A 20,416-nucleotide genomic window follows, 5' to 3' on the forward strand; every position below is an offset into this window, starting at 1 on the left:
GTACACCTAGCATGGAAGTTACATACAAGCTGCATGGAAGTCAATCGTCGTACTCAAGCCGAGCGCACCGCCGCGACGCGGGCTGCGCTGATCGCGGCCGGGCGCACCCTGTTCGCCGAGCACGGATTCAGCGGGGTCGGCACGCAGGCGATCGTCGCCCAGGCCGGCGTCACCCGAGGTGCGCTCTATCACCAGTTCGCAGACAAGGACGAATTGTTCGTCGCGGTCTTCGAGCAGGTGGAGGAAGAGGTGATGGGCAAGGTCACCGAGGCCGTCGTCGCGGCTGGGGTCGATGGCCCACTCGAGGCTATGGAAGTGGGCGTCCGGGAATGGCTGGAATTGTGCGCCGACCCCGAGGTGCACCGGATCATCCTGCTCGAGGCCCCGGTGGTGCTCGGCTGGGAAGCGTGGCGTGAGGCAGGCGCCCGCTACGCGATGGGACTGATCGAGTCGCTGATTGAACAGGCGATCGCCGATGGCACTGCGCCGGCGCAACCGGTCCGGCCTCTCGCACATGCGATGATCGGCGCAGTGGACGAGGCAGCGATGTATGTGGCGAGGTCTGCCGAGCCCGAGAAAGCGCGAGTCGAGATGCTCGATGTCGCCCGTAGACTGATTCGCGCCATCACGATCGAATGAGCGAACGCGTTCGCTGACGGCGTATCCCCAGCGCAAACACCCTTGCAAGCTGCGGCGTTGACCATTTGTGACCCTCGATCAAGGGGTGCCATCCGAGGGCTCGGCGACACATCTGCGGTGCCGGTGACCTGCGGCCATTACAGTGGGAGCAAGGCTGTTGCAGGTGAGCTATCGGTTCATCGTCGACACTGCCAACCCTGGGAAGACCGGAGCCTGTCGACCAGACACACTGGGAGACGAAGCCGAAGGCCGAGCTCGACCCATAGAAACGTAAGGGAGAACAATGTTCGAACGGTTCACCGACCGCGCTCGCCGGGTTGTCGTCCTGGCCCAAGAAGAAGCGCGGATGCTCAATCACAACTACATCGGCACCGAGCACATCCTGCTGGGTCTGATCCACGAGGGTGAAGGCGTCGCCGCCAAGTCGCTCGAGTCGCTGGGTATCTCCCTCGAAGGCGTCCGCAGCCAGGTCGAGGAGATCATCGGCCAGGGCCAGCAGGCTCCCTCGGGCCACATCCCCTTCACCCCGCGCGCCAAGAAGGTCCTCGAGCTCTCGCTGCGCGAAGCACTGCAGCTCGGCCATAACTACATCGGCACCGAGCACATCCTGCTCGGCCTCATCCGTGAGGGTGAAGGCGTTGCCGCCCAGGTTCTGGTCAAGCTCGGCGCCGACCTCAACAGGGTCCGTCAGCAGGTCATCCAGCTGCTGTCGGGCTACCAGGGCAAGGAGCCGCAGGAAGCGGGCACCGGTGGCCGCAGCACCGAGGCGGGCACACCGTCCACCTCGCTGGTGCTCGACCAGTTCGGCCGCAACCTGACCGCAGCTGCCGCCGAGGCCAAACTCGACCCGGTGATCGGGCGCGAGAAGGAAATCGAGCGCGTGATGCAGGTGCTCAGCCGCCGCACCAAGAACAACCCGGTGCTCATCGGCGAGCCCGGTGTCGGTAAGACTGCCGTCGTCGAGGGCCTGGCACAGGCCATCGTCAACGGCAACGTCCCCGAGACCCTCAAGGACAAGCAGCTCTACACCCTCGACCTCGGGTCGCTGGTTGCCGGCAGCCGGTACCGCGGTGACTTCGAAGAGCGACTGAAGAAGGTCCTCAAGGAGATCAACACCCGCGGCGACATCATCCTGTTCATTGACGAGCTGCACACGCTCGTCGGCGCGGGAGCCGCCGAAGGTGCCATCGACGCGGCCAGCATCCTCAAGCCGAAGCTGGCCCGTGGCGAGCTTCAGACAATCGGTGCCACCACCCTCGACGAGTACCGCAAGTACATCGAGAAGGACGCCGCCCTCGAACGCCGCTTCCAGCCGGTGCAGGTCGGCGAGCCCAGCGTGGAGCACACCATCCAGATCCTCAAGGGTCTGCGGGACCGCTACGAGTCGCATCACCGCGTCTCGATCACCGACGGTGCGTTGGTCGCCGCGGCCACCCTGGCCGACCGGTACATCAACGACCGCTTCCTGCCGGACAAGGCGATCGACCTGATCGACGAGGCCGGCGCCCGGATGCGTATCCGCCGGATGACCGCACCGCCAGACCTGCGCGACTTCGACGACAGGATCGCCGACGCCCGCAAGGAGAAGGAATCTGCGATCGACGCGCAGGACTTCGAGAAGGCGGCAAGTCTGCGCGACAAGGAGAAGCAGCTCGTCACCGAGCGTGCTGAGCGTGAAAAGCAGTGGCGCAGTGGCGACATGGACATCGTTGCCGAGGTCGATGACAACGAGATCGCCGAGGTTCTGGGCAACTGGACCGGCATCCCCGTGTTCAAGCTGACCGAGGAAGAGACCACCCGTCTGCTGCGGATGGAAGATGAGCTGCACAAGCGGATCATCGGCCAGACCGAGGCGGTCAAGGCGGTGTCCAAGGCGATCCGCCGTACCCGCGCCGGTCTGAAAGACCCCAAGCGTCCGTCCGGTTCGTTCATCTTCGCCGGCCCGTCCGGTGTCGGTAAGACCGAGCTGTCCAAGGCGCTGGCGAACTTCCTGTTCGGCGAGGACGACGCGCTCATCCAGATCGACATGGGCGAGTTCCACGACCGCTTCACCGCGTCGCGGCTCTTCGGTGCTCCTCCCGGTTACGTCGGCTACGAAGAGGGCGGCCAGCTCACCGAGAAGGTGCGCCGCAAGCCGTTCTCCGTCGTCCTGTTCGACGAGATCGAGAAGGCCCACCAGGAGATCTACAACACGCTCCTGCAGGTCCTCGAGGACGGCCGTCTCACCGACGGTCAGGGTCGTACGGTCGACTTCAAGAACACCGTGCTGATCTTCACCTCGAACCTCGGTACCGGCGACATCTCCAAGGCCGTGGGTCTGGGCTTCTCGCAGTCGAATGCGGAGGGCTCGAACTACGAGCGGATGAAGCAGAAGGTCAACGACGAGCTCAAGAAGCACTTCCGGCCTGAGTTCCTCAACCGTATCGACGACGTCATCGTGTTCCACCAGCTCACCCGCGACGAGATCATCAAGATGGTCGACCTGATGATCGCTCGCGTGGAAACCCAGCTGCGGAACAAGGACATGGCACTGGAGCTGACCGAGAAGGCCAAGAGCCTGCTCGCCAAGCGCGGATTCGATCCCGTGCTCGGTGCCCGTCCGCTGCGTCGCACGATCCAGCGCGAGATCGAGGACCAGCTCTCGGAGAAGATCCTCTTCAACGAGATCGGTGCCGGCGAGATCGTCCTGGTCGACGTGGAGAACTGGGACGGCGAAGGCGAAGGCGAAGACGCCAAGTTCACCTTCGTCGGGTCGAAGAAGCCGATCGCTCTGCCGGACACCCCGGTCGAGCTGGCCAAGACCGGTGAGTCCACCGACAGCTAGTCACGACAGTCAAAAGGGGCGCAACCACGAAAGTGGTTGCGCCCCTTTTGTGTGCGTATGCGGAGGGTGCGGGTCAGTCCCTGATTTCGGGGTCCTGATCGCGCCCGGCGAGCAGCAGAGTGATGGTGAGTTCCAGACGGTTGGTGACGTCGGTCGCGGACGCGCGGCGGGTCAGCCACTGCACCAGGTTCGACATCCACACGTCGGAGACCACACGGGCGATCTTGAGATCGAGATCGGTGGGTTCACCCTCGACCATCGCATTGGCCAGGAGGCGGTCGATGATGGTCGCCACCTTGTCCACTTCGGCGGCCGCTGAGGCATCGGCGAACATGAACGCGCGGGTCATCGCCTCGGTCAGCAACGGATCGCGCTGCATCGCCATGGTGATCATGTCGAGCACGTGGCGCAGGCGTTCGAGTGACGTGGTGCCACGAAGGCGTGACTTGTCGGCGCGACTCTCGACTGCCTCGAACTCGCGGGCGAGTGCGGTCACCAGTAGGTGCACCTTGGAGGGGAAGTAGCGGTAGAGAGTTCCCACGGCCACATCGGCACGGTCGGCGACAGCTCGCATCTGTACAGCGTCGTAGCCGCCCTTGGAGGCCAGGGCCAGCGTGGCGTCGAGTATGCGTCGGCGTCGTTCGCGTTGTGCATTCGACCCGAGGTCGACCTCCGAGCCGACGGCGGCATTACTCGCCGGGGTTCCGGTCGGGATCGGGCTTGCCATCGAGGTCCCACTTTCGTTCAGGTCGACTTCTCGCGTCGGTCGGTCATGTAGGTCATCTGGCAACGACACCTTTGCGATGTCGAAACCGACCAAGTACACGGTAATCGCTCATGCCGGAAAAGCGACTTCTCCGACTTTGCGACACGGGCCCCTTCATTCTGCCCCCTGGGACGTGCAATATTAGAACAGGTTCTACTACGCACCGACAATCCCGAGCAGGCAGGATTTGATCTCCGTGACCATTGCTTCCACCCCAGAACATACCGCCGTCGCCGACGCAATTGGTCAATGGTCCAAAAAGGTGTCGGTCATCACCTCGGTCCGGCGTGGCGACGCCGAGGCGAACGGCACCGGCGAAGCCTGGCCTGCGCTGTTCCCGGACTTGGCCGAGCTCGGTGTGTTCGGCGCTGCTGTCCCGGAGCACTGCGGCGGCATGGATGCCCAGTTCGCCGACCTCGCCGTCATGCTCGAACAGACGGGTTACGACCTGGTGCCCGGACCTGTCGCCGCGACCGCGGTAAGCGCCCTGTTGTCGGCCGTGTCAGGGGCCCCGAACGAGAACGCGTTACTCGCGCAGCTGATCTCCGGTGAGGTGGGCGCCGCGGTGGCCACCTCGGTGCTGTCCGGCGGTCAGGCGCCCACCGCCCACGAACCCCGCCGGGGCGTCCTGTCGGCGAGCGGTGAGCTCGGGTTGGTCGCCGGATACGTCCCCGGGTCGGCGTTGCTCGCGCCGATCGACATCGCCGGAAGCCACCGCTGGGTGCTGCTCGAACCGGGAACCGACGGCATCATCGCCGATTCGGTTGACGCTCTGGACTTCTCGATGGAGCTGGCGAAGGTGCGATTGGACGAGGTGGTGATCCCCACGCACGACGTGCTGCACCTGTCGGACACGTACGTGCGCGCGACCCTCATCGCAGCCATCGCCGCCCAGGCCTCAGGGGTTGCACGCTGGACTCTGGACACCGCGGTCGAGTACGCCAAGGTGCGCGAGCAGTTCGGTGCGCCGATCGGTAGCTTCCAGGCGGTCAAGCACATCTGTGCCGAGATGCTCTGCCGCAGCGAACAGGTCAGTGCCGCCGCCTGGGATCTGGCCGGAGCGATCGACGACCTCACCGAAGCCGAGGGTGACGAGCGGACAAACGCCGCCGAGCAGGTGGAGATCAGTGCGGCCGTGGCCGCGGCGACGGTCTCCGATCTCACCGTCGACAACGCCAAGGACTGCATCCAGATCCTCGGCGGCATCGGATTCACCTTCGAGCACGACGCGCATCTGTACCTGCGCAGGGCTCTGGCGTGGCAGGCGCAGCTGGGTGGCGCGGCCACGTGGCGGGCGCGGGTGGCCGAGCTGAATCGACAAGGGGTGCGCCGGGTGCATCGGCTGGACCTCGGTGATGCCGAGAAACGCCGGGGGCAGGTCCGCGCCGACGTCGACTCCATCGCTGCCGCCGACGACCAGCGGCACGCGCTGGCCGAATCGGGGTACCTCACGCCGCATTGGCCGGAGCCCTTTGGACTGGCGGCAGAACCGGCACAGCAGGTGCTGATCGATCAAGAACTCGACCGCGCCGGTGTTCGCCGCCCAGATCTCGTGATCGCGGGATGGGCGATCCCGACCATCCTCCAGTACGGCACCGACGAGCAGCGTGAGCGATTCGTCCGCGCCACCCTCGACGGCGAGATCGTCTGGTGCCAGCTGTTCTCCGAGCCCGGCGCGGGTTCGGACCTTGCGGCGCTGCGCACGAAGGCCACCAAGGTCGACGGCGGTTGGAAACTGCAGGGGCAGAAGGTCTGGACCTCTCACGCACATACGGCCGACTGGGCGATCTGTCTGGCGCGCACCGACCCGGAAGCGCCGAAGCACAAGGGCATCACCTACTTCCTCGTCGACATGAAGTCAGGGGGCATCGAAACCCGCCCGCTTCGAGAGATCACCGGGCGAGCGCTGTTCAACGAGGTGTTCCTCGACGACGTGTTCGTGCCCGACGACTGCGTGGTGGGGGAACTGAACAACGGCTGGCGGCTGGCCCGCACCACACTTGCCAACGAACGGGTTGCGATGGGCGGTTCGGCCCTCGGCAAGGAGATGGAGGCTCTGCTCGCACAGATCGAGGGGCGCCGACTCGACGCGGTCGAGTGCGCCGAACTGGGCGAGCTGATCGTGCAGGCCCAGCTCGGTCAGGTTCTGGATCTGCGCGCGGTGCTCGGGTCGATCAACGGCACCGACCCCGGGGCCGCCTCCAGCGTGCGCAAACTGATCGGTGTCCGGCACCGGCAGGCGGTGCCGGAGTTCGGCCAGCGACTGCGTGGGCTGGACGGTCTGGAGTACTCGGAGATGGCTGACGAGTTCCTGCTCAACCGGTGCCTGTCGATCGCCGGCGGCACCACACAGATTCTTGCGACCGCGGCCGCCGAACGCCTGCTGGGACTGCCGCGCTGAGTGCTCGACCGGGTGTCGACAACACGTAGCTGACGCGCGCCCGACTCTGATACAACTAGAACAGGTTCTAATTCACTGAAGAGGTGCAAAACGGTGGACTTCACGCTCGATTCGACAGCCCAGACTGTGAGCGATGTCATCGCCTCCGTGCTGGAAAGGCACGAGTCGGTGTGGGACGCCTCACTGTCCGACACAGGCGGCTTCGAGGGCTCGTTGTGGTCGGCCCTCGCCGACTCCGGACTGCTGGCCTTGCCGCTACCCGAGGCGCAGGGCGGTGACGATGTCGCAGTCGGGGGACTGACCCCGGTGCCGACCGCGCTCGGCCGCGCTGCCGCGATAACTCCCGCGATCGGAACGTTGCTGTCCGGACTGGCACCACTGGTGCAGCATGCGCCCGACATCGCGGCGGACCTGGGTGCCAAGGTGCAGGCGGGTGGCTGGATCGCAGCTGCGATCAACGAACCCGGCGCCCCGATGACCTCTACGCCGCACACCGCGGTCTCCGGTGGCAAGCTCTCGGGCGTCAAGACCGGTGTGCTCCACGCCGAAGGCGCCACCGCGCTCCTCGTCGCCGCAGACGCGGGTGTTGTGGTCGTGTCACCCGGGGACGACGGCGTGAGGATCACTCGCACCACGTCGTCATCGGGCTGGGGTGAGTACACGGTCGAGTTCTCGGATGTGCCGGCCGACATCGTGATCGGTGGCGACCCGGTGTGGCTCACGCAGCACCACGCCCTGGGAATCGCGGCCTACGCGGACGGGCTGATCGCCGGCGCGATGAAGCTGACCGCCACCCACGTGTCCGAGCGCATCCAGTTCGACAAGCCGATCGGGACGTTCCAGGCCGTTCAGCAGCAACTCGCGGACATCTACGTGGTGGCCCGATCGATGACTTTGGCCACCACGTCGGCGGGATGGCGTCTGAGTGAAGGTCTCGACGCCGGAACGGACCTGGCTCTGTCCGGTTACTGGCTGGCACAGGAGATCCCGGCAGCAATGCGCACCATGATCCATCTGCACGGCGGTGTCGGTGTCGACCTCACCTACCCGTTGCACCGCTACTTTTCCCTGGCCAAAGACCTTGCCCGCCTGGTCGGTGGGCCCACTGACCGACTCGACGCACTCGCCGAGCAGGTCGAGGCAGGAGCGTGACAATGTTCATCGATCTCACCCCCGAGCAGCGCGCGCTGAAGATGGAACTGCGCGAGTACTTCTCGAACCTCATCTCGCCCGAGGATGCGGTCACCATGCTCACCGAACGGCACGGACCCACCTACCGCAAGGTGATCCGCCAGATGGGCAAGGACGGGTGGCTCGGCGTCGGTTGGCCGAAAGAGTACGGCGGCAGAGGATTTGGTCAGATAGAACAACAGATTTTCGTCAACGAGGCCGCTCGGGCGGACGTGCCGTTGCCTGCTGTCACCTTGCAGACCGTCGGTCCGACGCTGCAGGTGTACGGGACCGACGAGCAGAAGCAACGTTTTCTCCCCGACATCCTGGCTGGTGAGGTGCACTTCGCCATCGGCTACACCGAACCCGACGCCGGTACCGACCTGGCGTCGCTCAAGACCACCGCCGTGCTGGAGGGTGACGAGTACGTCATCAACGGCCAGAAGATCTTCACCACCGGCGGGCACGACGCCGACTACGTGTGGCTGGCCTGCCGCACCGACAAGGATGCGCCCAAGCACAAGGGCATCTCGATGATCATCGTCGACACCAAGGACCCCGGTTACAGCTGGACCCCGATCATCACCGCCGATCACGCCCACCACGTCAACGCCACGTACTACTCCGATGTGCGAGCGCCCGCGAGCATGGTGGTCGGTGAGGTCAACGGCGGCTGGCGATTGATCACCACCCAGCTGAACCACGAACGGGTCATGTTGGGGCCGGCCGGACGGCTCGACGGTCTGCTGGCCCGCATCACCGACTGGGCCGGCCGGCCTGGCCCCGATGGCACGGTTCCGGGCAAACACACCGACGTCAAGCGGGCATTGGCCGAGCTCCACGCCTACTACCGGATCAACGAACTGCTCAACTGGCAGGTCGCCTCCGGTGGTGACTCGATCTCCATGGCCGACGCCGCAGCCACCAAAGTTTTTGCCACCGAACGACTCCAGCGAGTCCACCGCTTGATCGACGAAGTACTCGGCCGGCACGGCGACTTCTCGGATCCGGCGACCGCCGAGCTCGCCGAGTGGTTCGACGTGCAGTCCAAACGCAACGTTGTCATCACCTTCGGTGGCGGCGTGAACGAGGTGATGCGCGAGATGATCGCGACCGCGGGTCTCGGACTGCCGCGTGGAAAGCGTTGAGCACGATGGCATCTGATGCAGCCGCGATCATCGCGGCCACCGACGCGGTCCGCGCTGCCGGTACCAGTGCGCCCATCTCGGGTCGCGATCCGATCAACACCCCGATGATCAACAACTGGACCGAGGCGCTGGGCGACACCAACCCCATCTACTCCGACGACGCAGCGGCCCGTGCGGCAGGCCACGACGGCGTTGTCGCACCTCCGGCAATGGCCCAGGTGTGGACGATGCGCGGCCTCGGAGGCGTGCGCGCCGAGGACGATCCACTCGGCCAGGTCACCGAGATACTCGACCAGGCGGGTTATTCGTCGGTGGTCGCGACCAACTGTGATTCGACCTACCATCGCTACACCAGTCCGGGTGAGCACGTCACGATCGAGGCTGCGCTGACCGACGTCGTCGGCCCCAAACAGACCGCGCTGGGCGAAGGCTGGTTCTTCACCACCAAGAACATCTGGAAGGTCGGCGACGAGGTGGTGGCCGAGATGGACTTCCGCATCCTCAAGTTCCGCCCCGCCGAGAAGTCGCCGGCAGCAGAGGCGCCGACGGCCGAACAGGCTGCGGGAGAGGTTATCTCGTCTCTCGGGTCGAATACCGACGACTTCGATCCCGCGAAGATGATGCGTCCCACGCCGTCCCTCGACACGCTGTTCTTCTGGGACGGCGTGCGTGCGCACGAACTCCGAATCCAGCAGCGTGCCGACGGATCGCTGCAACACCCACCGGTGCCCGCACTGTGGAAGCCGAAGGGCGAGACCACCGACTACGTGGTGTCGTCGGGCCGGGGCACCGTCTACAGCTACGTGGTCCACCATGCACCGCAGGTGCCCGGACGACGTGTGCCGTTTGTGATCGCTCTTGTCGAACTCGACGAGGGGGTGCGGATGCTCGGGGAACTCCGTGGGGTCGACCCGGCGCAGGTCGAGGTGGGCTTCCCGGTGCAGGTGGAGTTCATCGACTTCCCGGCAGGCGAGGACGGAGACACCCAGGCATGGACGCTCTATGCCTGGCAGCCCGCGAAAGCAGGAGAACAGTCGTGAGTACACAAGTGGTACCGCCCGCCACGCCTCCCGACGTCAAGGAGGGGGACACGCTCCCCGAACTGACGATCGAGGCCACTCCGACCTTCGTGGTCTCGACCGCACTGGCCACCAGGGACTTTCAGGACGTGCATCACGATCGCGACCTCGCGCATCAGAAGGGGTCGAAGGACATCTTCGTCAACATCCTCACCGACACCGGTCTGGTGCAGCGATACATCACCGATTGGGCCGGTCAGCGAGCGCAGATCCGGTCGATCAAACTGCGCCTCGGTGTGCCCTGGTACGCCTACGACACCCTCACACTGAACGGGACCGTCACCTCGGTCGCCGACGGTTTCGTGAACGTCGAGGTGGTCGGGACGGACAGTCTGGGAAAGCACATCACCTCGCAGGTGTCCCTGGTGATGGATCGCACCGTCGCCGGCGCGCAGCCGGAAACGAGCCGAGCGGGGGTTGCCGGATGAGCGGGCAATTGTCCGGCGCCGCAGCGATTGCCGGAATCGGCGCCACCGACTTCTCGAAGAACTCCGGTCGCAGCGAGTTGCGGCTGGCCGCCGAGGCGGTCACCGCGGCGATCGCCGACGCAGGTCTCCAGCCCTCCGACGTCGATGGCCTGGTCTCGTTCACCATGGACACCAACACCGAGATCGCGGTCGCACGTTCCGCCGGGATCGGTGAGCTGAAGTACTTCTCGCGTATCCACTACGGCGGTGGTGCGGCCTGCTCTACGGTGCAGCAGGCAGCCATGGCCGTGGCCACCGGTGTCGCCGATGTCGTGGTCGCCTACCGGGCGTTCAACGAACGGTCGGGCATGCGGTTCGGGCAGGTGAACACCTCGCTGGTGGCCCAGGACAATTCCTCGGGTACCGACAACGCGTTCAGCTATCCGCACGGGTTGAGCACCCCTGCCGCGTTCGTCGCCATGGTCGCTCAGCGATACATGCACGAGTACGGCGCCACGAGTGAGGATTTCGGCCGGATCTCGGTGGTGGACCGCAAGCATGCAGCGGTCAATCCGAACGCCTTCTTCTACGGCAAGCCCATCACCCTCGAGGACCACCAGAACTCGCGGTACATCGCCGAGCCGCTGCATCTGCTCGACTGCTGTCAGGAATCAGACGGGGGCGTGGCGTTTGTCGTGGTCTCGGCCGAGCGGGCCAAGGATCTGCCTCATCCGCCGGCCGTCATCGCCGGTGCGGCTTCGGGGAGCGGCAACGACCAATACATCATGACCAGCTACTACCGCGACGAGCTCGCAGGCCTTCCCGAGATGGGTCTGGTCGGCAGGCAGCTGTGGGAGCAGTCCGGGCTCGGTCCGGACGACATGGATCTGGCGATCCTGTACGACCACTTCACGCCGTACACGTTGATGCAGCTCGAAGAACTGGGCTTCTGCGGCAGGGGAGAGGCAAAGGACTTCGTTCGCGAACCCGGCGCGCTCGAGGTCGGCGGACGGTTGCCTCTCAACACCCACGGCGGCCAGCTCGGCGAGGCGTACATCCACGGGATGAACGGCATCGCCGAAGCCGTACGGCAGCTTCGCGGAAAGTCGGTCAATCAGGTTCCCGGTGCCAGTAAGGTCGTCGTCACCGCCGGAACTGGCGTTCCCACAAGTGGTTTGGTACTCACAGCTTAGGAGTTGCGCGATGGGGTTCAATCTGGCGGATGTTTTCGAGACCGTGGCGGACGCGGTTCCGGACACGGTGGCGCTCACCTACGAGGGCGTTGACCACAGCTACCGGCAGCTCGAGGTCGAATCGAACAAGGTGGCCCACATGCTGACCGCTGCCGGTATCGGTGCGGCCGAGCATGTCTCGTTGTTCCTCAAGAACAGCGTGGAGCACGTGACCACCATCCTCGGTGTCATCAAGATCCGCGCAGTACCGATCAACATCAACTACCGGTACACACCCGCGGAGTTGCTCTACATCTTCGAGAACTCCGATTCGGTGGCGATCGTGGTCGAGGAAGCGGAGCACCAGGACAATCTCGCGACAATCGTCGGCCAGATCCCTACGTTGCGAACGATCTTCGTGATCGGCGAGATCACCGAACAGCTGTCGGTGGCCGCCGCGGACGCCGGCGTCGACGTTCGGTTGTTCGATCCGTCGGGTCAGTCGGACGAGCGTGACTTCGAGCCCAGGACCGGCGATGAGTTGTGGGTTCTCTACACGGGCGGAACAACGGGATACCCCAAAGGCGTCATGTGGCGACACGACGACTTCTTTCACAAGCCCCTGTCCGGCGGCAATCCCTACGAGGACAAACCCCGCAAGGACCTTGCCGAGATCGGCGCTGCAGCCAAGGAATTCCCCGGTCTGTCCTTTCTGATAGCAGCGCCACTCATGCACGGCGCAGCCCTGTACTCGCTGTTCACCTTCCTCACCTTGGGCGCACGACTGGTGCTGATGCGTGCTTTCGATCCAGAGAAGGTCGTGCGGTCGATCGAGGCCGACAAGGTCAATGTGGTGCTGATCGTCGGCGACGGCATGGGTTCCCCGCTGGCCGACGCGATGCAGAAGCTCAAGGACGAGGTCGACATGTCGACGCTGTTCTCGATCACCTCCGGCGGTGCGATCTGGTCGGTGGGCGTGCGGGAGAAGATGCTGGCCGCCAAGCCGGACCTGTTGCTGCGCGACAACTTCGGAGCGTCGGAAACCGGCAACGACGGTGCCTTCGAAGTCCGCGAGGACGGCACGCTGGCGATGCCACCCACCTCGAAGATGACCGTGGTCGACGAGAAGCTCAACGTGATGGAACCCGGTACCGGAGACGTGGGCATGATCGCCCGCATCGGCAGGGTCCCACTCGGCTACTACCGGGACGAGGAGAAGTCGGCACGTACGTTCCCGACACTGCCCGACGGGACGCGTCTGGCGGTGCTCGGCGACATGGGGCAGGTCGAGGCCGACGGAACGATCGTGTTCCTGGGCCGCGGGTCGCAGTGCATCAACACCGGAGGCGAGAAGGTCTTCGCCGAGGAGGTGGAGGCGTGCCTCCACGCACACCCCTCCGTCGCAGACGCGCTGGTTGTTCCCGCACCCGACGAGCGGATGGGTCAGAAGGTGTCTGCGGTCGTCGCGATTCGCCCCGACGCTCCAGAACCCGATCTCGACGAGATCCAGGCCCACTGCCGAACGATGCTCGCCGGGTACAAGATCCCGCGACTGCTGGTGGTGGTGGACGAGATCAAGCGCACGCCGGCCGGCAAGGCGGACTACCGATGGGCCAAGCAGGCTGCGCTGGACGCGACGGGCACGCCGGTCTAGCCCTCAGCGGCAACCGGTAGCCCGTCAACCCGGGCCCGGTCAGTCGGTCGACGACTTGGCCGCTGTCGCGGCAGCAGGGTGCTCGGTGGGCAATTCGCCCACCGTGGCGTCCTGCCCGCCCATTGCCTTCGGGGTGAAGATGGCCAACAACACCGCACCGACGATTCCGATCGAGCCGAGAACGATGCAGGCGGTGTTCATCGGCCCGACAAAGGCTTCTTTTGCACCCTCGGCGATCTGCGCCGCCAGTTCGGGTTGGCGCGGTGCGATGCCCTGAGCAACCTGCAGTGCTTCGGCGAGTGTGCGCGTGATGTGTTCGCCGATCGAACCGGCAGCGGAGCTGGCCTGTTGCGCCTGTTCCGCCTGGCCGGCCGCCTGCAATTGACTCGCGGCCTGGGTCAGCTGGTTCTGGGCCGAATCGGCGGTCGGCTGAACATCTCTGGTGTATCCGGCGGCCAACAGGCTGCCGGCGATGGCGATTCCGAGCGCCGAGCCCAGTTCTCGAGCGGTGTCGTTGACCGCCGAACCGACTCCCTGATTGTCGGCGGGGGTGTTCACCATGATCCCGGTGGTGGACGGTGCGGTGGCGATTCCCAGACCCGCCGCCATGACGATCAGCGACACCGCGATCGTCCAGTACTCGGTGTGATCGATGACGCCCAGCATGATGACGCCGACGCCCATGAAAAAGGTGCCGACGGCCAGGATGGCACGCAGATTGATCTTCACCGCAACCCAGTTGCCCAACAACGAGAAGATCATCACCACCACCACGAGGGGGAACATCGCGACGGCCGACTTCAACGGGGAGTAACCGAACACCAGCTGCAACCTCTGCAGCAGGACAAAGAACACACCGAAGGCGACCAGGAACTGGAGCATGATGCTGAAGGCGCCGGCCGAGAAGGCGCGGTTGCGGAACAGCGTGACGTCGAGCAACGGCTGTGCTCGCTTTGTTTGAAGCATCCAGAACACCCCGACGAGCGCGACACCACCGACCAGCGCGGCTACGACCAATGGGTCGATCCAACCGCGGTGTGGAGCCTCGATGAGACCGAACACGACAAGCGCGATGGCCGCCGCCGAGCTGATCGATCCGATCAGATCAAAGCGTTTCGCGGTGGAGTCGCGAGATGTCGGGATGGTGCACGAGAGCACCGCGGTGATTCCCGCTGCGACGGCGAACGCGATGAAAATCGAATGCCAGTCGAAGAATTCGAGCAATATACCGGTGACGAAGAATCCGCCGATGGCTCCGATTCCGGCCACGCCGGCCCAGATGCTCACAGCCAGTGGTCGTTTGGACTCCGGTACCCCGGAGGTGATCAGCGACAGGGTTGCGGGCATAGCAAAGGCGGCACCCACACCGGTGAAACAGCGCGAGGCGATGAACAGGTTCGGGTCATTGATCCACACCGGCAGGAGGGAGCCGATGGCGAAGATGATGAGACCGCCGACCAGAGCCAGGCGGCGACCGTATCGGTCGCCCAGGGCGCCGGCAGGCAACAGCAGGGCGGCCAGGGTCAGCGTGTATCCATCGATGAGCCAGGTCAGCTGGTTCGATGTCGCCTCGATGTCCGGAGCGATCTCGGGGATCGCGGTGTTCAACGCGGCCATCGCAGCCACGACCATCGAGACGGCGGTGCACACCACGAAGATGAGCCAGATCGTCCGGAATCCGAACTTCTCGCCTGGTCCCGAATCGTTCGGCGACGCCCCCACAGATGTCTTCATCCACTCAAAGTAGTCGAGTGGAACGTGTTCTAAACACACCTTCGTGTTGTGTAATCGTTATCACGATCCCACGGTGTGGCACACACGCATCGACTGTCTCTTATGTCACATTAACAACACTGGTAACTCGACAGTGAGCTTGCTGGTACAGACCGACCCAGCCGGGTCCGGCCACACCCACATGAGAGGGAATCCGATGGCCTCAACTCAGGTCAACGACGTCTCGGCGGTCAAGCTGCGCGCATGGCGTGTGCTCACGATGCTGGCGTCACTCGTCGCCGTCATCGTCGGGCTCGTTGCCATCTTCATGAGCGCTGCCTGACAACGCTTTACAACTCTTGACGCCGGTATCGCCGAGCTGTCGATGCCGGCCACCGATCGCGATGCGGAACTGTCCGGCAGTCCCGCCCGCGATCAGCAGAGGGCCGTCAGCGCCTCGTCAGCACCACGTTTCCGAGGGCCGGTGCATCGTCGCGGTCCGCCACGGATGCGGAGATGAGAAGGCGAGATCCGTCTTCCCACACCTTGATTCGTAAGGTCTCACCCGGAAAGACGATACCGGCGAACTTCGCCGCATATCGCTCGATCTGGTCCACGTCTCCGTCGAGCAGCGTGTCCGTGACAGCCCGGCACACTGTTCCGTACGTGCAGAGCCCGTGGAGGATCGGCCGGGGGAAGCCCGCCATCTCGGCGAACTCCGGACTTGAGTGCAATGGGTTGCGGTCGCCGCAGAGGCGGTAGAGAAGCGCTTGTTGTGGAAGCGTCTTCTCCTCGATCGTCCGGTCCGGTTCGCGGTCGGGGTAGGCCACCTTGTCCGAACTCCCACGCTCGCCGCCGAATCCGCCTTCCCCCTTGGCGAAAATGGCCGAACGCGCAGTCCACAGCGGCTCACCGGCATCGTCGACCGTTGTCGACTCCTGAACGATGACCGCCGCCGAGCCCTTGTCCTGGAGTTCGGCGATGGTGGTACGCGTGGTCGCGGAACCCGAAGGCGGGATGGGGCGATGCATGGTCACCTCCTGCGAACCGTGAACCACTGCGGCAAGGTCGATCTCGATGCCGGGCATCGAGACCTTCGGTGGCTCGGTCTCGTGGAAACTCGCAGCGACGGTTGCGAATGTGGGCAGCACTTTCGGTTCGGCGTCGTGCAGGTACCGAAGGCTGTTCGCGTCCAGCGGGTCTGCTCCTGCGCCGACGCCCAGGTGATACAGCGCGATGTCGGAGGCGTTCCAGCTGAATGTGGTCTGGCCGACCTCGGCGCCGAGTGCGACCGACGGATCGATGGGCATCAGCTGGCCTTCTCGCCGGCGGCACGCGACCGCTGAGCAGTGTCGGCGATGTCCAGTGCGGCAAGGTATCCGAAGACCATCGCGGGCCCGATGGTGGCGCCGGGACCGGCATAGGTGTGGCCCATGACCGGCGCACTCGTATTGCCCGCGGCGTAGAGCCCCTCGATGATCGACCCGTCGGCGCGCAGAGCGCGGCCCGCCGCGTCGGTGTTGATCCCGCCCTTGGTGCCGAGGTCGCCCGGCACCATCTTCACAGCGTAGAACGGTGCCTTCTTCAGAGGGCCCAGGCTGGGGTTGGGCTTGTTGGTGATGTCGCCGTAGTAGTGGTCGTACTGGCTCACCCCGCGCCCGAAGTCCTCGTCCTCGCCCTTCTTCGCGAACTCGTTGAACCGCTCGGTGGTTCGGGACAGACGGTCGGCGGGCACGCCGATCTTCTCCGCGAGTTCGGCCAGACTGCCGGCCTTGGTGATCACGCCGGACTTGAACCACTTGCCGGGCAACGGCTGACGGCCCGACACCGATGCGAACATGTACCGGTTGCGGTAGGTCTGGTCGAACACCAGCCAGCACGGCAGGTTCTCTCCTGGCCCCTCGCCCTGGCCGAACTCGCCGCCGTACATCCGGTGCACCGCTTCCACGTAGGGCAGTGACTCGTTCATGAAACGTTCGCCGCGGTCGTTGACCATGAAGCTGCCCGGGAGTGCGCGCTCGGAGAGAGCAAACCACGGCCCGCGGGGGAGCGGGATCGTCGGACCCCACCAGGCGTCTTCCATGAAGCTCACGCCCGCACCGATTTTCAGGCCGGCGTTGATGCCATCGCCGGTGTTGGACTCCGCGCCGGTGGTCCACTGCGATCCGATGGGTTCGCGCTGGTATTTGTGGCGCATCTCCTCGTTGTGCTCGAAGCCGCCACACGCGAGCACCACGCCGTGCCGGGCGCGGATGGTTCTCTGCTTGCCGTCGGTCTCCACCACCACGCCGACGACGCGACCGTTCTCGGTGACCAGATCGACGAGTCCGGTGTTCAGGTGCAACGGGATACCGGCCTGACGGACACCGAGGAGCAGTTCCGCGGTGAGGGCGGCGCCCATCGCGATCAGTCGTTTGCCGGTCAGCTTGGCCACGGCGAACCGCGTGGCGACCTTGATCGCGCGCAGGGGCCCGCGCCAGTGACGCAGTCCTGTGCTCAGCCAGCGGTAGTCCGACTGCATCACCACCACGTTCAAAGGGGATTTGCTGTACGGAGGGTGCAGGGTCTTGATGTCGTCGCCCAGCTTGCGGGAGTCGAACGGCTTGGGCTCACAGGAACGCCCGCCCACCCGGCCGCCCGGCGCCTCGGGGTAGTAGTCGGAGTAGTTCTTGACCCACTCCAGTTCGAGGGGCGCGTGCTCGCTCAGGAAGTCGAGCGCTTCGGGGCCGCGGTCGATGTAGGCGTCGATGCGCTCGGGTGCCACGCCGTCGCCCACGATGGCGCGGACGTAGGTGCGTGCGGCCTCGGGATCGTCCTTGACGCCGTCGCGCTTGAGCACCTGGTTGTTCGGGATCCAGACACCTCCACCCGACCGGGAGGTGGATCCACCCCAGTACGGCGACTTCTCGATGATCACTGTGTCGAGGCCATGAGCGGCGGCCGTGATGGCCGAACTCATACCGGCGCCACCGGCGCCGACGACGATCACATCGAAGATCTCGTCCCCAGGAATCTCTTCCGAACGGCTCATCATTGCCCCTTCGTGCATTGCCGAGCTCTACCCTCTAGGTAGAACACGTTATAAACTCACGTCCATGGCAGGCTATACCAGCCTGGAAGGCATTGGCGAGTGCCTGACAGCCCCAAAACAGAAACACGTTCCAGTGCCCAGCTCGTACTGCAGGAGGAGCCACCAGTGACCGTTTCCGACCAGGAACGTCAGCGTATCGCCGACGATCTGGCCCGGGCCGAGGCGACCGCGGTCGCCATCGATCCACCGGTGGTGAGCCACCCGGATCTCGACGTCACAGACGCCTACGAGATCCAGCTGATCAACATCCGCAGGCGGCTCGACGCGGGTGCGTCGGTTGCCGGCCACAAGGTGGGCCTGGCGTCCGAGGCGATGCAGAAGATGATGGGGGTCGACGAGCCGGACTACGGTCACCTGCTCGACGTGATGCAGTATCACGAGCACACCCCGATCGATGCCACCAAGTTCTGTTACCCCCGGGTCGAGGTCGAGGTCGGTTTCATCCTCGGCGCTGATCTGCCCGGCGCGGGCTGCACCAACGAAGACGTGATCGCGGCGGTCGAATGGGTGGTTCCCTCGATCGAACTGATTGACAGCCGCATCCGCGACTGGAAGATCTCTCTGCCCGACACCATTGCCGACAACGCGTCGTCGTGCGGTTGGGTGCTGGGCGAACAGCGCGTCCGCATCTCCGACATCGACACCGGCAACATCGACGCCACCCTGCACCGCAACGACGAGTTGATCGCCGAGGGCAACTCGAGCGCGGTGCTCGGTCATCCGCTCAACGCGGTGTCCTGGCTGGCGCGCAAGGTCGAGAGCTTCGGTGTTCGCCTGCGAAAGGGCGACGTCATCCTTCCGGGCACCGCCACCCGGGCGATCGACATCCGGTCGGGGGACCACTTTGTCGCACAGTTCGCCGGACTCGGCAGCGTCACCCTCGATTTCACGTAGCACCGCACACATCACCACAAACTTTGGCAAGACCTGAGGTTAGGAGCACCACCCGTGGCACAGAAGGTCACTGCAGCAATCATCGGTTCGGGAAACATCGGAACCGACCTGATGTACAAGTTGGCGCGTTCGGAGGTGATCGAGCCACGCTGGATGGTGGGCATCGACGCAGACTCCGAGGGCATGAAGCGCGCGGCCGACCACGGGCTCATCACGATGGCGGGCGGGGCGGACGAACTCCTGGCGTCAGAAGAGAAGCCCGACATCATCTTCGAGGCCACCTCGGCCTACGTGCACCGTGAGTACGCCCCGAAGTACGAGGCGGCCGGCATCACCGCGGTCGACCTCACCCCGGCTGCCATCGGCCCTGCCGTGGTCCCCCCGGCGAACCTGCGGGAGCATCTCGACGCGCCGAACACCAACATGATCACCTGCGGCGGCCAGGCGACCATTCCGATGGTTCACGCCGTCTCGTCCGTGGTGCCGGTGGTGTATGCCGAGATCGTGGCGTCTGTGTCGTCCGAGTCCGCCGGACCGGGAACGCGCGCGAACATCGATGAGTTCACGCGTGCCACATCGCGGGCAATTGAGACGATCGGCGGCGCCGACCGGGGTAAGGCGATCATCATCCTCAACCCGGCCGATCCGCCGATGATCATGCGCGACACGATCTTCTGCGCGATTCCCGAGGATGCGGACACCGATGCGATTGCTCAGGCAATTCTGAAGCGGGAGAAAGAGATCCAGGAGTACGTACCCGGGTATCGGTTGTTGCAGGAACCGCAGTTCGACCCGCCCAGCGTGGGCAACGGCGGGATGGCCCGAGTGTCGATCTTCGTGGAGGTCGAAGGCGCCGGTGACTTCCTGCCGCCGTACGCCGGCAACCTCGACATCATGACCGCCGCCGCCACGAAGGTCGGCGAAGAGATCGCTAAGAAGAAGCTTGCCGAGAAGGCAGAAAAGGTGGGTGTCTGACATGTTCGCGAATTCAGCAGATCTGATGGCAGATGCCCGGAAATACAGCGATACGTTGGACATCCGCATCACGGATTCGTCGTTGCGTGACGGAAGCCATCACAAGCGTCACCAGTTCACCGAGCAAGAGGTGCGTGACATCGTCGCCGCCCTCGATGGTGCTGGTGTTCCGGTGATCGAGGTGACCCACGGTGATGGTCTGGGTGGGTCGTCGTTCAATTACGGGTTCTCGAAGACTCCTGAGCAGCAGTTGATCCGGGCGGCGGTCGAGACGGCGACGACGGCGAAGATCGCGTTTTTGATGTTGCCTGGTTTGGGGATCAAGGACGATATCCGGGCGGCGCAGGACAATGGTGCGCAGATCTGTCGTATCGCGACGCATTGCACCGAGGCTGATGTGTCGATTCAGCATTTCGGGTTGGCGCGTGAGTTGGGGCTCGAGACCGTGGGGTTCTTGATGATGTCGCACAGTCAGCCTCCCGA

The 20,416-nt window shown here is 64.7% G+C and carries 16 protein-coding genes and 1 pseudogene; 13 read left to right on the forward strand and 4 right to left on the reverse strand.

Annotation, left to right across the window (positions count from 1 at the left end; genetic code table 11):
- Positions 1-33 precede the first annotated feature (33 nt).
- Positions 34-639, forward strand: coding sequence for a TetR/AcrR family transcriptional regulator (locus KXR83_RS21610; protein WP_023957392.1), 606 nt, complete (start codon positions 34-36; stop codon positions 637-639).
- Between the two features lie 283 nt (positions 640-922).
- Positions 923-3,463 carry an ATP-dependent Clp protease ATP-binding subunit gene (locus KXR83_RS21615; RefSeq protein WP_023957391.1) on the forward strand — a complete coding sequence of 847 codons (2,541 nt, stop codon included), beginning with the start codon at positions 923-925 and terminating at the stop codon, positions 3,461-3,463.
- A gap of 73 nt (positions 3,464-3,536) precedes the next feature.
- Here KXR83_RS21615 and kstR read toward each other — a convergent pair whose 3' ends face one another.
- Positions 3,537-4,190, reverse strand: a complete 654-nt coding sequence (kstR, locus tag KXR83_RS21620) for a cholesterol catabolism transcriptional regulator KstR (RefSeq protein ID WP_062795870.1) — start codon at positions 4,188-4,190, stop codon at positions 3,537-3,539.
- 235 nt (positions 4,191-4,425) lie between these two features.
- Here kstR and KXR83_RS21625 point away from each other — a divergent pair, with 235 nt between their 5' ends.
- From KXR83_RS21625 to KXR83_RS21655, 7 genes are all read left to right on the forward strand, one after another.
- Positions 4,426-6,630: an acyl-CoA dehydrogenase family protein gene (locus KXR83_RS21625; RefSeq protein ID WP_437426589.1), complete on the forward strand. Its 2,205-nt coding sequence runs from the start codon at positions 4,426-4,428 to the stop codon at positions 6,628-6,630.
- 93 nt (positions 6,631-6,723) lie between these two features.
- A complete protein-coding gene (locus KXR83_RS21630) occupies positions 6,724-7,782 on the forward strand; it encodes an acyl-CoA dehydrogenase family protein (RefSeq protein WP_437426590.1) in 1,059 nt (352 codons plus the stop codon).
- 2 nt (positions 7,783-7,784) lie between these two features.
- Positions 7,785-8,948 (forward strand): acyl-CoA dehydrogenase family protein, encoded by a 1,164-nt coding sequence (locus tag KXR83_RS21635; protein ID WP_116917750.1) that lies wholly within the window; start codon positions 7,785-7,787, stop codon positions 8,946-8,948.
- 5 nt (positions 8,949-8,953) lie between these two features.
- Positions 8,954-9,988, forward strand: a complete 1,035-nt coding sequence (locus KXR83_RS21640; protein ID WP_437426591.1) for a bifunctional MaoC family dehydratase N-terminal/OB-fold nucleic acid binding domain-containing protein — start codon at positions 8,954-8,956, stop codon at positions 9,986-9,988.
- Positions 9,985-10,455, forward strand: a complete 471-nt coding sequence (locus tag KXR83_RS21645; protein WP_437426592.1) for a MaoC family dehydratase — start codon at positions 9,985-9,987, stop codon at positions 10,453-10,455. The genes KXR83_RS21640 and KXR83_RS21645 overlap by 4 nt, the downstream gene beginning before the upstream one ends.
- On the forward strand, positions 10,452-11,627 hold the full coding sequence (locus KXR83_RS21650) for a lipid-transfer protein (protein ID WP_437426593.1): 1,176 nt from the start codon (positions 10,452-10,454) through the stop codon (positions 11,625-11,627). Before KXR83_RS21645 ends, KXR83_RS21650 begins: the two co-directional genes overlap by 4 nt.
- Before the next feature lie 10 nt (positions 11,628-11,637).
- Entirely contained in the window at positions 11,638-13,260 is a 1,623-nt protein-coding gene (locus KXR83_RS21655; protein WP_437426594.1) for an AMP-binding protein, read from the forward strand.
- 39 nt (positions 13,261-13,299) lie between these two features.
- Here the strand turns inward: KXR83_RS21655 and KXR83_RS21660 are convergent, their stop codons facing one another.
- Complete coding sequence (locus tag KXR83_RS21660; RefSeq protein ID WP_437426595.1) at positions 13,300-14,994, reverse strand: MFS transporter; 1,695 nt, start codon at positions 14,992-14,994, stop codon at positions 13,300-13,302.
- 196 nt (positions 14,995-15,190) lie between these two features.
- Here KXR83_RS21660 and KXR83_RS21665 point away from each other — a divergent pair, with 196 nt between their 5' ends.
- Entirely contained in the window at positions 15,191-15,316 is a 126-nt protein-coding gene (locus KXR83_RS21665) for a hypothetical protein (RefSeq protein ID WP_255283862.1), read from the forward strand.
- A gap of 106 nt (positions 15,317-15,422) precedes the next feature.
- Here KXR83_RS21665 and KXR83_RS21670 read toward each other — a convergent pair whose 3' ends face one another.
- Complete coding sequence (locus KXR83_RS21670) at positions 15,423-16,283, reverse strand: MaoC/PaaZ C-terminal domain-containing protein (RefSeq protein WP_437426596.1); 861 nt, start codon at positions 16,281-16,283, stop codon at positions 15,423-15,425.
- Positions 16,283-18,004 carry a 3-oxosteroid 1-dehydrogenase gene (kstD, locus tag KXR83_RS21675; protein WP_437426597.1) on the reverse strand — a complete coding sequence of 574 codons (1,722 nt, stop codon included), beginning with the start codon at positions 18,002-18,004 and terminating at the stop codon, positions 16,283-16,285. The genes KXR83_RS21670 and kstD overlap by 1 nt, the downstream gene beginning before the upstream one ends.
- A gap of 165 nt (positions 18,005-18,169) precedes the next feature.
- On the opposite strand from kstD, the gene KXR83_RS21680 reads away from it, so the two are divergent.
- The 3 genes and pseudogenes from KXR83_RS21680 to KXR83_RS21690 form a co-directional block, all read left to right on the forward strand.
- Positions 18,170-18,958: a 2-keto-4-pentenoate hydratase gene (locus KXR83_RS21680; RefSeq protein WP_437426598.1), complete on the forward strand. Its 789-nt coding sequence runs from the start codon at positions 18,170-18,172 to the stop codon at positions 18,956-18,958.
- 54 nt (positions 18,959-19,012) lie between these two features.
- A complete protein-coding gene (locus tag KXR83_RS21685) occupies positions 19,013-19,933 on the forward strand; it encodes an acetaldehyde dehydrogenase (acetylating) (protein WP_437426599.1) in 921 nt (306 codons plus the stop codon).
- Between the two features lies 1 nt (position 19,934).
- Positions 19,935-20,416, forward strand: a pseudogene (locus tag KXR83_RS21690) (4-hydroxy-2-oxovalerate aldolase); the annotation flags it as partial.

The sequence above is a fragment of the Williamsia muralis genome, from assembly GCF_051487485.1.
Classification (GTDB): Bacteria; Actinomycetota; Actinomycetes; order Mycobacteriales; family Mycobacteriaceae; genus Williamsia; species Williamsia muralis_B.